Origin of the sequence: Rhodococcus sp. IEGM 1379, from assembly GCF_030056815.1 — a bacterium.
In the GTDB taxonomy this organism is placed as follows: domain Bacteria; phylum Actinomycetota; class Actinomycetes; order Mycobacteriales; family Mycobacteriaceae; genus Rhodococcus_F.
Genome location: NZ_JASHKR010000048.1, coordinates 20,755 through 34,313, shown reverse-complemented (window position 1 = coordinate 34,313; position 13,559 = coordinate 20,755). Strand labels below are relative to the sequence as shown.

Genomic DNA, 13,559 nt, shown 5'->3' with positions numbered 1-13,559 from the left:
GGCGCCTGTGTGGGTAACCGTGCGGGCGCATTCAACATCGGCCAGGAAGGGCAAGTTCTGATCGGGGCGATGCTCGCCGTGTTCGTCGGGCTACGCATGCCTGGCCCCCCGATCCTCGTGATCACCATCAGTGCCGTCGCGGGCGCGGTGGCCGGAGGGTTGTGGGCAGGCGTCAGTTCTTTCCTGCACCGAATCCGAGGCGTGAATGTCGTTGTCAGTACGTTGCTGATGTCGTTCATCGCCGTCCAGCTCGTCAGCTACGTTGTGAGCGTTCCTTGGTTGCTGCAGGAACCGAAGACGGATGCGTCAAGCACCGCAGCAAATCAGTCGGCAATCATTCCCGACGATTACCGTCTACCGTCGTTCGGGCAATATCCGAACCTCAGCATCAACATCGGATTGATCATCGCGATCGTTCTCACCGTTGTGGTGGCACTCCTGCTGGCACGAAGCCGGTGGGGTTTCACAATCGGAATGGTCGGGCGCAACCCGTTGACAGCCCAGCATGCGGGCGTCCGTGTGGCTCTCGTCAGTGCAGCGGCATTGATGGTCTCCGGTGCCTGTGCCGGACTCGCAGGCGCCGTCGTGGTCGAGGGAGCGGTCTACCGACTACAGCCGGCCGTCTCCAACAACTTCGGCTGGGACGGCTTGCTCGTTGCACTCATCGCCCGGAATCGGCCGATGCTCGCCATTCCCGTCGCCATCGTGTTCGGCGCATTGCGAACGGGTTCCGCCTTTCTGGCCGCGACCGGAGTACCGGTCTACCTCGTCAACGTCGTACAGTCCCTGCTCGTGTTCGCCTGCGTCATCGCTCCCGCGCTGACGTTCGCTCAGGCACGACTGTCGAAGAATGCGCAGGAAACGTCATGAGCTTCCCCGACGACCTCGGAATCATTCTCTCGAGTGCCATGCGCCTGACTGCGCCACTCGCATTTGCGGCGTGCGGTGAGTACCTCGCCGAACGTGCCGGAACACAGAACATCTCGGTAGAATCGATGATGCTCGGCGGCGCCTTCACGTCCATCGCCATTGCCAGCGGAACCGGCAGCGCAACGATCGGCCTGATCGGCGGTGCAATTCTCGGCCTCATCATCGGACTCATCCACGGCAACATCTCACACCGACTCGACGTCAACACGTTTGTGGTCGGTCTGGTGCTGAACACACTGGTACTCGGCCTGACGACGTACCTGATCTCACTCGCGGACTTCACCAATCATCAAGTCTCCCTGGTCAGCATTCCCGTCCTGCGAGACATACCGGTGATCGGGCAGGCACTCTTCGTCGAGCGATGGCCGATGTACCTGCTCGTCCTCCTGATTCCGTTGACGTGGTGGTTGGTCGAGCGCAGCCGTTGGGGGCTCAATCTCCGTGCGATAGGCGACAACCCGCAAGCCGCCGACGCGACCGGACTCGACGTCAACAAGCTGCGCCGGCAGGCGCTGCTGTGGTGCGGGCTGTGCTCCGGACTCGGTGGCGCGTATCTCGCAGTCGGCGAAGTGGGATCGTTCAACGCCAACATGACGGGCGGACGCGGCTTCATCGTGCTTGCCGCAGTTATCTTCGGCGCGTGGCGCCTCCGTCGAACCCTTCTGGGCTGCTTGCTTTTCGGATTCGCAGATGCCCTTCGACTGGCACTGCCCGCCTTGGGATTCCAGCTGAACTCGCAGATGCTGATTGCCGCGCCGTACGTCTTGGCCCTGGTCGCAATGGTGGTGATCAGCGGAGCGCTACGAGAACCGCGAGCGCTCGGCAAACCGTTCGTTCGTGGGATCGTCTAATTGCATGACCCGAGCGGAGGAAGAACCACCACTCGAACGTCCACATGCAGGAGCCCGCCGATATCGCTGGGTTGTATTGGCAGCTGGGGTATTTGCACAAGCTTCAGCGGCCTCGGTGCTTCAGGGGATGCCCAGCCTGTCACCTACCTTGCGATCCCAGTTCTCGCTCACCCTTACCTCGCTGGGAATGGTGTTGGCCGCCAGCACAGTCGGCCTACTCCTGTTTCTCATTCCCTGGGGCCTCCTCGCGGATCGCATCGGAGAGAGATGGGTCATGACCATGGGACTCCTCCTCGGCGCCACCGCGCTCCTCGGCGCAGCGGTTTCAACCTCCGTTGCCTCTCTGATGATCTCGATGGTGCTGGCCGGTGCGGCCTGCGCCAGCGTGAATGCAGCAAGCGGGCGGGCAGTGATCTTGTGGTTTCCGCGCAACGAACGCGGATTTGCGATGGGGGCTCGCCAGACGGCGATCCCCCTCGGTGCCGCTGTGGCCTCACTGGCGCTGCCCGCGGCAGCACACGCCTGGGGACTCCGTGGCGCATTTATCACGGCAGCTGCCGGATGCACCGCCGGTGCACTGGTGGTATGGGCATTCATTCGCGATCCCGATCTTCTCGGTAGCGAAGAAAATCCGGCGCAGACACCAGAAAGCGGCACGAACGGTCGGCGAGCCGTCATACAACTCTGCGTCGTGTCGTTTCTACTCATCCTTCCGCAACTGACCATCGTCGGATTCCTCGTCGTCTACCTGGTGGACGGACATGCGATGTCAGCAGCGGCAGCAGCGGGACTTCTTGCCGTGGTTCAACTCGGCGGTGGGGCTGCGCGGCTCGGGCTCGGCGCATGGTCGGATCGGCGGGGCAGCCGGATCGGCCCCCTGCAGTACGTCGCAACTGTGACCAGCGCTCTGTTTGTCATCGCAGTGGTCGGCGAGTTGGTCGGCGGGGCCGTTGCAGTAATCGCGCTGGTGCTCGCTGGCTTCGCATCTATCAGCTGGAACGGACTGGCCTTCACGGCCATTGGAGAACTAGCGCCTCCCAACCGGATCGGTCTGCTGCTCGGCATCCAGAACACAGCAGTTGCTGCGGGGATGACGGTCACCCCGCCACTGATGGGAATTGTCGTCGACGCGACATCGTGGTCGTTCGCGTTCGGCGTGGTGGCCACCGTCGCTGCACTCGCTGCGTTGATCCTGAGTCGGTTGACGGCCGCGGGAAATGGATCCCGGGTTACGAACACGAAACATGTTCGTAAATCTCGCTTTCGGACCCCTGTGACCGATTGACAGCCGGACCAACACTTGGTCGAATGTCTCATAGTACGAGACGATGTCTCGCATTGACTATCCCGCCGAAAATGCTCACATTGAACAATCTCCACTGAAATGAGAGTGCAACCAATGACCACAACGCTTCCACTCGAGCCGGTCACCGACCGCCTGGATATCGGAAACTCGTTTATCGCGCAGGACTGGGATGCACTGACCTTCAAGGTACATCGCAGCGCCTACCGCGAGAACGCTGTCTTCAACCGGGAGAGAAACGAAATCTGGGGCCACACCTGGCTCTACCTCGGTCACGAGACCGAGATTCCCGTGAACGGCGACTTCAAGACACGGACTCTCGGCGGACGCCCACTGATCTTCGTGCGTGACTCGAACGGCGTCGTGCAGGCTTACCTGAATGCCTGCCCTCATCGTGGAACGATTCTGTGCCGTGAAACCGAAGGGCGCACTAAGAACTTTCAGTGCTTCTACCACGCGTGGACCTTCCGTAACTCCGGCGAACTCGCCGCGTTGCCCGACAGTGACGCATACCCGACCGACAGCGAATTCGTGGATTCACTGTCCCTGCGCAAGGTTCCGCGCTTGGGAATCCATGAAGGCTTCGTGTTCATCGCGTTCGACGACACCGTCCCCGAATTGCTCGATCACCTCGGCAAGGCCGCAGATTTCATGTCGATGACCGCAACCATCGGCAAAGACGGCATGACAACCTTGCCCGGTGTACAGAAGTACAGCGTCCGCGGAAACTGGAAACTGGCCGTCGAAAATGCCATGGACGGTTATCATTTCGCGCCCACCCACAATACGTTTGTCGGCTATCTCCGCGAGACCGGATTCGCAGTCACCGATCACGACCAGTACGCTCACGATCTTGGCGATGGTCACGGACTCCTCGTCCTCACCGGGCACAACGGCCGCATCGGCATGATCTGGGAGCCACGATTCGGTGAGGCCGAAAAGATCCGGACCGAGAGCAAGCGTGCCGAAATGGCAGAACGTCTGGGTGCCGATCGGGCGGCAACCGTTGCCGACGCGTCACGAATCCTGTTTGTCTTTCCCAATCTCCTCCTGTTCGACCTCGAGGCACTGACCATCCGCCAACTGGAACCGGTCGAGCCCGGTGTCACCGACGTCCGAGCCTGGCAGTTCGTGGAAAAGGGCGAGCCCGACGATGTGCGTGCTCTGCGCCTCAAGACCATGGCCAGTTTCGTAGGCCCGGGAGGCCTCGCGACTCCCGACGACATCGAAGCCTACGAAGCTGTACAACGAGGCATATTCGCAACTGCCGGTTTCGATTCCGGCGATCTGGATTGGAGCGACATGTCTCGCGGAATGGGCGACGATCTCACCGGACCGCGCGGACGGTCCACCGACGAAGGTGCCATGCGCAGCTTCTGGCGACACTGGAGCAAACGCGTCGGCGAAATCGCCGGTGTCAGCGGAGAGGCCAAATAATGACTGCAGCAATGGAACTGGATCACTCGGTCGGCAGCGAGCGCACCGTCACGCGCGGCGAGGTCGAGGATTTCCTGTACGGGGAGGCAGCGCTGCTCGATGACTGGAAGCTCGACGAATGGCTTACGCAGTTTGCACCCGGTGCGGCCATGCTGGTTCCCACGACAAACGCACAGGGGTTAGGCCCGGAGCTTGCCGGATACTTCGTCGCCGACGACTGGGATCTCCTCAATGCGCGGGTAAAACGCCTCAAGAGCCGGAAGGCTCACGCGGAGAATCCACATTCCCGAACCACTCGACTGGTGAGCAACGTTCGGATACTCGGTCGCGACGGTTCATCAGTAAGGGTCGGCGCAAACTTTGTCATCCACCGATTTCGCGACGGCGGATCGTTTCATTACGTAGGTCGATATGATCATGAGCTGCTCGTCACCGACGACGGTCTTTTGTTCACGCTGCGTCGGGCGACCCTGACCAACGAAGCGATGGAGCCCGGTGCGAGACTCAGCTTCATCCTCTGATCGGCAGAAGCCCACCGTCGTCGTGTTCGGATCTGTCAATGCCGACACGTCGTTGTTCGTCGATGCCCTTCCATCCCCCGGAGAAAGCGTTCATGCCAAGAGGATTCATCGCGACAGCGGCGGAAAGGGCGCTAACCAGGCATGTGCGGCAGCGTACGCCGGTGCTTCGACGGCCATGCTCGCATGTATCGGCGACGATGCCGGTGGTCAGCAATCACGCACAGCACTGAAGAACGCCGGTGTCGACATCAGCGGCGTTCTCGTCGTCGACGCGCCGACAGGATCGGCAACGATCACGGTTGACCTGCACGAGGCCGAGAATACGATTGTCGTCGATGCCGGAGCCAACGCTCTGCTGTCGATCGATCGGGTGCCGATGATCGACGCGGCGGCGGTGATCCTCCAATTGGAAATTCCGTTGGAGGCAGTGGTCGCGGCCACCCGAACTGCCTCCGGCACGGTGATTCTCAATGCTGCACCGGCGGCGGAACTGTCGCCCGAGTTACTCTCTCTTGTCGATGTTCTGGTAGTCAACGAGACGGAACTGGATGTCGTTGCCCGACCCTTCATTCGCGAGGGCACCGTACTGGACAAGGCGACCGGCGTGGAAGGGCCCCACACCGTCATCGTCACTCTCGGCGGCAGCGGGGCGCTGATCGTGCATGACGGTCGGCATGTTCGGATTCCCGCTCCCTCGGTCGTCCCTGTGGATACCACCGGCGCGGGAGACTGCTTCGTGGGCACACTCGCCGCGCATATGGTGGCGGGCCTGACTGTCGAGAAGGCAGTCACCGAGGCGGTGGCCGCGGCGTCGCGTTCGACATTGTTCTACGGCGCACGTGGTTACCTGACCTGACAAGACGATGTAACCGACGCAGCACGGATGGAGCCTACTTCTCGTTCGTAGGCTCCATCTTCGTCTGATCTTCTAAATCCAGGCCGGGAAGTCCGCCTTCCGAATCAGACAGTGCACGCCCTTGACATCGTCAACCACCTGGCTCACCACGAAATCTCCTGCTGCACTGAGATACAGATAGGCTATCGACTCGGGAACGAAAGCTACTTGACTGAGCAAACGGATCGCCTCGCGGACACAGTTCTTCATTGCCTCGTCGAGGTCACGGTCCAACCCCATCGCAATCCAGTGAGTCTCCGTCTCTCCGAACGGTCCGTCGATCGCTCCGGTCGCTGGATATGCTTGTGCCGCAGAGAGGACCGTCAGGCGAACCGTGGTTCGCAACGAAGCTTCGAGCGCGGTGAGGGATACCTCGCCGTTTCCTTGCGCAAAGTGCGGATCACCCATGTAGTAGCCGGCACCGTCGACCTGCACGGGCAGATACATTGTCGATCCCCGCCCGAGATCGCGGACGTCGAGATTGCCTCCGTGAGCGCCCGGTGGGATGGTGTTCAGTGCCACGTCGGTGTTGGCTGTGAGTCCGGACAATCCCATGAACGGTTTGAGCGGGAAGGTGATTCGACGGTTTCCGGCCCAGGCCATGGTCGCGGTGTACGCCTCGACATCAGCTGTGCAGAACTGGCTGATGATGGGTACGGGTTCGCCGGTCTCGTCACTCACAGGCCGCTCACCGGCCAGACAGCCGAGTCCATGGCGACTGGAAACGACGCCGTAGGGAACGCGCGGAGTGAGATCGAGATACTCGATCTTGAGGATATCGCCAGGTTTAGCTCCGTCTACGTGAATAGGACCGGTGACGACATGCGGACCGTCGGGACCGCGGGTATGAACGACGTCCGAGGCAGCAAGTTCCACAAGGTCCGCCAGCACCAAGTCGGCAGAAACCCCGTGGGAGGCAAAGTACGACAGCGGATCTCGACCCTGATCCTCCATGAGACCCTCATGGGAGATCGTGTCTACAGTGACTGTTTCACCCGAAGCTACGGTCAGCACAGGGTCACGGTCAGGCGTGGGGAGTCGCCCCCAGGTCACCGTTTTCGGCGATGCCGCCACGTAGTGATCACCGAGGCGTTCCCCGGAGTGCGGTTGCAGGATGGGCATGAGGGTTGACCTTTCACAAGTCGGATGAAAGCGATGTCGAACGAAGTGAAGCCCGTCGTCGCACATGCGGACCGGTTGATGCTTCTGCGCCCAGATTAATCAGCGAACAATGCTGGCAGGTTACATGCGTGTTGCATGATGAGACGTTATCCCACATCGCTTGACGCACAGCGCTTCTGACTCCTAGGCTTTCGGCATCACCGCAATAACGAAAGGCAGGATCCGTGTCCGAAATTTCAGGCACCCGCAACTGCGGGCCCGCGGGTGTCGCCTTCGTGCGCCTTGCAGTCCCCGACCTGACCTCCACCGTAGAGTTTCTCGAGTATCACGTCGGTCTTGCGCTCGAAGGTCACGACGAATCGCATGCTTTCCTCCGTGTCGGCATCGAACATCACAGTGTCGAACTCGTTGCCGATCCCTCACTCACCGAGTTCCGATACGACGGAGTCGGTTTCCACGTTGCAGACACCGATGATCTGGCCGATCTACAGCAACGCGTCACCAACGCAGGACTCGAGGTTCTACCACTCACCGACAGCACGAAGGGACTGTGCCAGGAAGGATTTGCCGTCCGCGACCCCAACGGCACTCTTATCGAACTGTTCACCGAATTCCTCGAATACGCGGAGACCCCCTGGCCGGACCTGCGCCCCGAGCGGCTCGTTCATCCCTTCATCGTGACTGACAAGTACGACGAAACCCTCGAGTTCTATCTGGGAGTTCTCGGTTTCCAGGCATCGGACTACGTGGAAGATTTCACCGCCTTCCTACGGTGCGAGGACCGCTACCATCACAGCCTCGCCATACGTCGCAGCACCAAATTCTCGCTGGAGCATCTGTGCTTCATCATGGGAAGCATGGACGGTGTTATGCGCCGCCGCGCCCGGGCTCAGTACAAGAACGTCAAGATTCTCGGCGACGTCGTCAATCACTCCGCATCGACGTCTATCGCTTTCTACCTGTTCGACGAAAAGCACGGCCCCCGTTACGAACTCTGCGACGGACACAGAGTCTTCACTCCTGACGAACATGAGACCCATCGGCCGCGTCGGCTCAAGCGCGACCCGAGAAACATCGATGTCTGGCGCGCCGAGGCCGATGACCGCACCTGGGCACACTAACCCCCCGAGGGTCGCCGATCTGCTCGGAGCGATCGGCGTACTCACTGATGGTCCCACGCCCCGGGGCCACGAGCGTTCCACCGCAGCCGCACTGGCAGAATGGGCACGGAACAGATGGCCGGACCTGTACTTCTCGGTCGACGAGATCGGTTCGGCCGGAGGAAATTTGGTCTGTTCCACTGCCGCGCCCTCCCCCGACGATCTGCTGATCTACTCCCATCTCGACACGTCGTTGACCGGCATCGGGGTGCAGGATCACGGGGTGACGGGATCGTGGGACGACGCCGAGGCAGGTTTCCGAGTTTGCGACAACAACGTGTCGGCGTTCGGCCTCGGCGTGGCACGCGGGCCGGCTGCGGCTGCCCTCGTCGGATTTGCCAGTGCGGCAGCATCATTGCCGCAGACCACTCATCGATCGCTTCGGCTTGTTCTCGCGGGTGGGGGGACGCACGAGAACTCGATCCCCGATCCACCAGGACCGGAATCTCTTTACTGCGGACTCGAGACGCACCTCGATCAATATCCGCTCCCCGGCGCCGCTGTCGTCGCCAAGGCGGGTCCGCGCGGAATTCTCTGGGACGAACCGGGAGCCGGGTACCTACGCATCCGTGTCTCGGGCCGTCGTGGCGCCGTGTTGATGCGCGATCGGGCGGATCCACCCGGTGGACTCCCTACTCACGTGGGCGGGATATGCGCGGCGGTCGAAACGTGGCGCGAACAGTGGAGATCGTCGGCCTTGCCCATCGGTCAGTCCGGCCGTGAAGCGGGGATCGGCGCAATCCGGACGGGCTCGACCCGTAAGCCCGATCTCCTGCCGAGCTATGTGGACCTCTACGTCTACGTCGTCATGCTTCCCGGTGATTCCATCGTCGATATCGCCGAGGATCTGCGTCGGTCTCTGCTCAACGCGTTTCACGACAGTCCGCTTGCTCGATGCGACGTGAGCGTCGACGGATCGACACCCCAGAACGCCGGAATTACCGCGCCTGAGTCCGAAGTGGTACAGATGGCACGGGCCGCATGGAGTCGCCGAAACGAAGAAGGCCTACCTGTACTGTCCCGGTGGACCGGTTCGACCGACGGGGCGTTACTGCGCAGTCGTGGCATCGATACAATTCGTACCGGGCCGACTAGTGTGACTGACGACAGAAATCCGGAGTGGGACGTGATCAGCGTCGCCGAGCTGCTACGTTTCACGCACATCTATTCCGAGATCGGCGCGGACTGGGCAGCAGGAGTGGGCAGGGGACGGTAGTGGCGAAGACGTCGGAGGAAAAAGGGGCTCCCGCGATCCAGGCGGTTGAACGCGCGGCGATCATCATGTCCGCCTTCACCCCCGCCCGACCGAGGTTGACGCTGAACGAGATCACGGCTGCCCTGGGCACCAGCAAAGCAACAGCGCACCGCTACACCAAGGCTCTGCGAGCCGCGAACCTTCTCCGATACGACCCTACCGAGACCATGTACTCGCTCGGACCGCAAATCCTCACGTTGGCTGCTGCGGCGCGCTCCGGACTGCCCGTGATCAAACTCGCCGAGCCGTTCATGGAAAAGCTGATGCGCGAGGTCCAGGAAACTGTCGTATTGAGCGTGTGGGACGGCGAGAGTCCCATAGTCGTCGCCACCAACGACAACACCGATCACGTTGCACGTGTCGCGGTCCGTCTCGGGGCCCGCCTGTCCCCCACTGCGTCGGCACAGGGACGCGTGTTCTGCGCGTACCTCCCCGATGACGAAATGCCGATGTTGCGGCGCGAGATGCAATCCGATCCGGAGTTCGCCCAAGAACTCGAACGTATTCGTGAGACCGGCATTTCATTGAAGTCGCCTGTGGTCAACGGGCTCCGAACCTTGGCTGCGCCGGTTTTCCAAACTGGCCGTGTGGTTGCAGCGTTAGCTGTCGTCGCGACGTCCGTGTCCAGTGACGACGAAGTCGACCGCAATACCGATGCACTGCGAAGCTGTGCCGAGCGCCTGTCAGCGACACTCGGCACAACCTGAGACTAGCTGTCCGACGAGTGACCTGGTGTTGTGGACAGTCCCGAATCTATAAGCGGTGCAAGGTTGTTGACGGCCGACGCGGCTTCGCCGAACCCCACGCTCATCAACCGCACCTTGCTCGGATATTCACTGATGTCGCCGGCCGCGAACACCCGTGGGATCGAGGTCTGCATGTCGCGTCCGACGACGATGCGCCGCTTGTCCTGTTCTAGCCCCCACGAATCGAGGGGGCCGAGATCTGCGATGAAGCCCAGGGCCGCGACTATCGACGTGGCAGGCAACTCAACCTGTTCCGTGCCCTTCTTGTTGCCCACCGTCACGCTCGTGACCCAATCGCCACCCGAGACAGCCACCACCTCATGGGGCGTCATGACCGTGACGGTGGACCGCGCTAGTAGTGCGACGCTGCGTTTGTGGGCCCGAAATACCGGGCGGCGGTGGACCAATGTCACGGACGACGCGACGTTTTCCAGTCCGAGCGCCCAGTCGATCGCCGAATCACCACCACCGACAATGACGACGTCCTGACCTGCGAGTTCGTCAAGTCTCGGCACGAAATAACGGAGTCCCCGCCCGGCGAATTCGGAACCGGCAGAAAGTTCTCGGGGGATGAAGCTACCGACACCGCCCGTAATGAGAACTGCCTTTGCATTCACGACTGCTCCGGTACCGGCAGTGATCACGATGCCGTCGGGGCGGGACTCGAGTTTCGACGCCGTAGATCCGAGCAGGAGAACCGGTTCGCTCTGCGATGCCTGGGCGAAGAGAGAGTCGATCAATGCTTGGCCCTTGACGGAGGGAAAACCCGCGATGTCGTAGATCGGCTTCTCCGGGTACAACGCGGCGACCTGACCACCAACCTGCGGAAGCGAATCCATCAGCGCGACAGACATACCGCGAAAGCCGGCATAGTAGGTGGCGTAGAGGCCGGTCGGGCCGGCGCCGATGATCAGAAGATCAACGCTGATCACTTCTGCTGCAGCACTTGTCACCGGTCGCCTCCCCACTGTGCGACAGTTGTGTGATCCTTGCCGGTTGCACCGATCTTGCGAGCGCCACCAGGCGAACCGATGTCGACGAAGAACTCTTTGTTGATATCGACAAAGACCGAGCGATCCTCGGGGACGTCTTCCTCGTGAAAAATCGAAATTACCGGGCAGACCGGTTCGCAGCGACCACATTCGACGCATTCGTCAGGATGGATGTACATCATCCGGTCGCCCTCGTAGATGCAGTCGACAGGGCATTCCTCCATACACGACTTGTCGGTCTCGTCGATACAAGGACTGGTGATGACATACGCCATGAACGCTCCTAAAACTCGTAAAATCATCTCTTTATATGAGTTGCTGACTCACAATATGAGATAGTTTGCGGTCTTGGGGGATCGCTGTCAATGCGGATCGGGCACCACACGAATCTATTCATGTATCCGTAACTCAGTGAACTGCAGCCTTATTTGGTGATCCGATGTTACGAACACGCTAAGTTTAAATCTCTCGTATTGCGAGACGCTATTCCGCATTGACCGACGGTGGGTCGACACATAGTGTTGTCCCAACGCGCCGAGGGATTCCATTCGTACACGCATACTGAGCCCTTCCACCGGCCACACAACCGATACAGGAGATCGCAGCGTGAGCAGGACAGTGAATCTATTGGACGGCAACACGATTCCCGCCATCGGCTTCGGTGTCTATCAGATACCCGATGACATCACCGAACGCACAGTCAGCCAGGCAATCGAATTCGGTTACCGCAGAATCGATACCGCCGCGATCTACGGCAACGAAGGCGGAGTTGGCCGCGCGATACACACGACGTCCGTTCCACGATCGGAATTGTTCGTCACAACCAAACTCTGGAACGACGAGCAAGGCTATGACAGCACACTGCGAGCGTTCGAAAAATCACTCGCCACCTTGGAACTCGACTACGTCGACATGTATCTGATCCATTGGCCACTCGCCAAAGAGCGCAAATTTGTCGACACCTTTCGGGCCTTCCAAAAGCTGAAAGCAGACGGTTTGATCCGATCGATCGGCGTATCCAACTTCACCCGCGCACACCTCGAAGAACTGATCACGGAAACCGGCGAAGTGCCTGTGGTGAATCAGATCGAACTGCACCCGCGACTCGCCCAGAACGAGCAGCGCCAATTCCATGCCTCCCACGGAATCGTTACGGAAGCCTGGGGTCCGCTGGGACAGGGAAGCACCCTGACCATCCCCGAAATCATGGATACCGCCTCGGAACTGGGTAAGACGCCTGCACAAGTCGTGCTTCGCTGGCACCTGCAGCGGGGCACAATCGCTATTCCGAAATCGACTACCCCGCAACGCATCGAATCAAATCTCGACGTATTCGGATTCGAATTGTCCGAGAGCCGGATGGCACAGATCGATGCGCTCGACAACGGTGATCGACTCGGCGCGGATCCGGACGTCATGTGGTGAGCGACAACCCGCCGACCGAGCCGCTTCCCAGCGAACAGGAGACGAAAGCATTCCCCGTTATCCAAGCCGTCGAGCGCGCGGCAATCATGCTCGCGGCGTTTACCCCCCAACGACCACGAATCACGTTGGGGGAGATCACCGCAGCGCTCGGCACGAGCAAGGCGACAGCGCATCGCTACACCAAAGCACTACGCGACGTGAACCTCATCCGGTTCGACGCTGGCGAAGTTCTGTACTCCCTTGGCCCCCAAATACTTACTCTGGCCGCCGCAGCACGGGCCGGATTGCCCGTGATCAAGAGTGCCGAAGTGCACATGGAACAATTGCTGAGAGAGGTACGTGAAACCGTCGTGCTCAGCGTGTGGGATGGCGAAAGCCCGATTGTCGTCGCCACAAACGACAACACCGATCAGGTTGCTCGCGTGACCGTTCGGGTCGGAGCACGATTGTCTCCCACTGCATCTGCACAAGGACGAGTATTCTGCGCCTTCCTCCCCCCCGAAGATGTCCCGATGCTGCGAACGGAAATACACTCGAACCTCGAATTCGCCGACGAACTCGAGCGAATCCGCGCAACACTTGTGTCCGTGAAATCACCTGTGGTGAACGGACTTCGGACACTGTCGGCCCCCGTCTTCGCCGGAGGACGAGTTGTTGCGGCCTTGGCCGTAGTGGCCGCCTCCGTCTCGGTGAGCGGCGATATCGACCGCCACATCGCCGCTCTCAAACGGACAGCAGAAAATCTCTCGAGGGATCTCGGTCAAGGATAGATCTGACAAATATCCAGCCAGGGGCTATCGAAACATCCTCGCGGGGAAGTTATTTCGGGTAAACCGCCACATTACTGTTTGTCGGGCCGCCGGCTGACCGGGGGCCTTCACCACGAGGATCGCGTGCAGAGAAGTGGGGAATGCCTAACCAC

The 13,559-nt window shown here is 60.5% G+C and carries 14 protein-coding genes; 11 read left to right on the top strand and 3 right to left on the bottom strand.

What is annotated here, in order from left to right:
* The 6 genes from QM600_RS21020 to QM600_RS20995 form a co-directional block, all read left to right on the top strand.
* On the top strand, positions 1–870 hold an 870-nt coding region (locus tag QM600_RS21020; RefSeq protein ID WP_283263489.1), incomplete at its 5' end, for an ABC transporter permease.
* On the top strand, positions 867–1,781 hold the full coding sequence (locus QM600_RS21015; protein WP_283263488.1) for an ABC transporter permease: 915 nt from the start codon (positions 867–869) through the stop codon (positions 1,779–1,781). The genes QM600_RS21020 and QM600_RS21015, both read left to right, overlap by 4 nt.
* Before the next feature lie 127 nt (positions 1,782–1,908).
* On the top strand, positions 1,909–3,066 hold the full coding sequence (locus QM600_RS21010) for an MFS transporter (protein ID WP_283263487.1): 1,158 nt from the start codon (positions 1,909–1,911) through the stop codon (positions 3,064–3,066).
* A 114-nt stretch (positions 3,067–3,180) separates the two neighbouring features.
* Positions 3,181–4,521: an aromatic ring-hydroxylating oxygenase subunit alpha gene (locus QM600_RS21005; RefSeq protein WP_283263486.1), complete on the top strand. Its 1,341-nt coding sequence runs from the start codon at positions 3,181–3,183 to the stop codon at positions 4,519–4,521.
* Positions 4,521–5,042 carry an aromatic-ring-hydroxylating dioxygenase subunit beta gene (locus tag QM600_RS21000; RefSeq protein WP_283263485.1) on the top strand — a complete coding sequence of 174 codons (522 nt, stop codon included), beginning with the start codon at positions 4,521–4,523 and terminating at the stop codon, positions 5,040–5,042. Before QM600_RS21005 ends, QM600_RS21000 begins: the two co-directional genes overlap by 1 nt.
* A complete protein-coding gene (locus QM600_RS20995; RefSeq protein ID WP_283263484.1) occupies positions 5,017–5,898 on the top strand; it encodes a PfkB family carbohydrate kinase in 882 nt (293 codons plus the stop codon). Before QM600_RS21000 ends, QM600_RS20995 begins: the two co-directional genes overlap by 26 nt.
* Before the next feature lie 72 nt (positions 5,899–5,970).
* On the opposite strand, the gene QM600_RS20990 is transcribed toward QM600_RS20995, so the two are convergent.
* Positions 5,971–7,059: an acetamidase/formamidase family protein gene (locus QM600_RS20990; RefSeq protein WP_283263483.1), complete on the bottom strand. Its 1,089-nt coding sequence runs from the start codon at positions 7,057–7,059 to the stop codon at positions 5,971–5,973.
* Positions 7,060–7,283: 224 nt separating this feature from the next.
* Here QM600_RS20990 and QM600_RS20985 point away from each other — a divergent pair, with 224 nt between their 5' ends.
* From QM600_RS20985 to QM600_RS20975, 3 genes are read left to right on the top strand one after another with little or no spacing between them, the layout of a single operon-like run.
* Positions 7,284–8,180 (top strand): VOC family protein, encoded by an 897-nt coding sequence (locus tag QM600_RS20985; protein WP_283263482.1) that lies wholly within the window; start codon positions 7,284–7,286, stop codon positions 8,178–8,180.
* On the top strand, positions 8,158–9,435 hold the full coding sequence (locus QM600_RS20980; protein ID WP_283263481.1) for a zinc-binding metallopeptidase family protein: 1,278 nt from the start codon (positions 8,158–8,160) through the stop codon (positions 9,433–9,435). Before QM600_RS20985 ends, QM600_RS20980 begins: the two co-directional genes overlap by 23 nt.
* Positions 9,435–10,181, top strand: coding sequence for an IclR family transcriptional regulator (locus QM600_RS20975; protein ID WP_283263480.1), 747 nt, complete (start codon positions 9,435–9,437; stop codon positions 10,179–10,181). Before QM600_RS20980 ends, QM600_RS20975 begins: the two co-directional genes overlap by 1 nt.
* Before the next feature lie 2 nt (positions 10,182–10,183).
* Here the strand turns inward: QM600_RS20975 and QM600_RS20970 are convergent, their stop codons facing one another.
* Both QM600_RS20970 and fdxA read right to left on the bottom strand, forming a co-directional pair.
* Positions 10,184–11,173 carry an NAD(P)/FAD-dependent oxidoreductase gene (locus QM600_RS20970; RefSeq protein ID WP_283263479.1) on the bottom strand — a complete coding sequence of 330 codons (990 nt, stop codon included), beginning with the start codon at positions 11,171–11,173 and terminating at the stop codon, positions 10,184–10,186.
* Positions 11,170–11,487, bottom strand: a complete 318-nt coding sequence (gene fdxA, locus QM600_RS20965; RefSeq protein WP_283263478.1) for a ferredoxin — start codon at positions 11,485–11,487, stop codon at positions 11,170–11,172. The genes QM600_RS20970 and fdxA overlap by 4 nt, the downstream gene beginning before the upstream one ends.
* A 331-nt stretch (positions 11,488–11,818) precedes the next feature.
* Here fdxA and QM600_RS20960 point away from each other — a divergent pair, with 331 nt between their 5' ends.
* Both QM600_RS20960 and QM600_RS20955 read left to right on the top strand, forming a co-directional pair.
* Entirely contained in the window at positions 11,819–12,637 is an 819-nt protein-coding gene (locus QM600_RS20960; protein WP_283263477.1) for an aldo/keto reductase, read from the top strand.
* Entirely contained in the window at positions 12,634–13,407 is a 774-nt protein-coding gene (locus QM600_RS20955; protein ID WP_283263476.1) for an IclR family transcriptional regulator, read from the top strand. Before QM600_RS20960 ends, QM600_RS20955 begins: the two co-directional genes overlap by 4 nt.
* The last annotated feature ends 152 nt before the right edge of the window (positions 13,408–13,559 follow it).

Excerpts from the sequence above, each read along its gene's own strand:
- QM600_RS21005 (WP_283263486.1), top strand. The coding sequence starts at position 3,181 with ATGACCACAACGCTTCCACTCGAGCCGGTCACCGACCGCCTGGATATC.
- QM600_RS21015 (WP_283263488.1), top strand. The coding sequence starts at position 867 with ATGAGCTTCCCCGACGACCTCGGAATCATTCTCTCGAGTGCCATGCGC.
- QM600_RS21010 (WP_283263487.1), top strand. The coding sequence starts at position 1,909 with ATGCCCAGCCTGTCACCTACCTTGCGATCCCAGTTCTCGCTCACCCTT.
- QM600_RS21000 (WP_283263485.1), top strand. The coding sequence starts at position 4,521 with ATGACTGCAGCAATGGAACTGGATCACTCGGTCGGCAGCGAGCGCACC.
- fdxA (WP_283263478.1), bottom strand. The coding sequence starts at position 11,487 with ATGGCGTATGTCATCACCAGTCCTTGTATCGACGAGACCGACAAGTCG.
- QM600_RS20980 (WP_283263481.1), top strand. The coding sequence starts at position 8,158 with ATGACCGCACCTGGGCACACTAACCCCCCGAGGGTCGCCGATCTGCTC.
- QM600_RS20990 (WP_283263483.1), bottom strand. The coding sequence starts at position 7,059 with ATGCCCATCCTGCAACCGCACTCCGGGGAACGCCTCGGTGATCACTAC.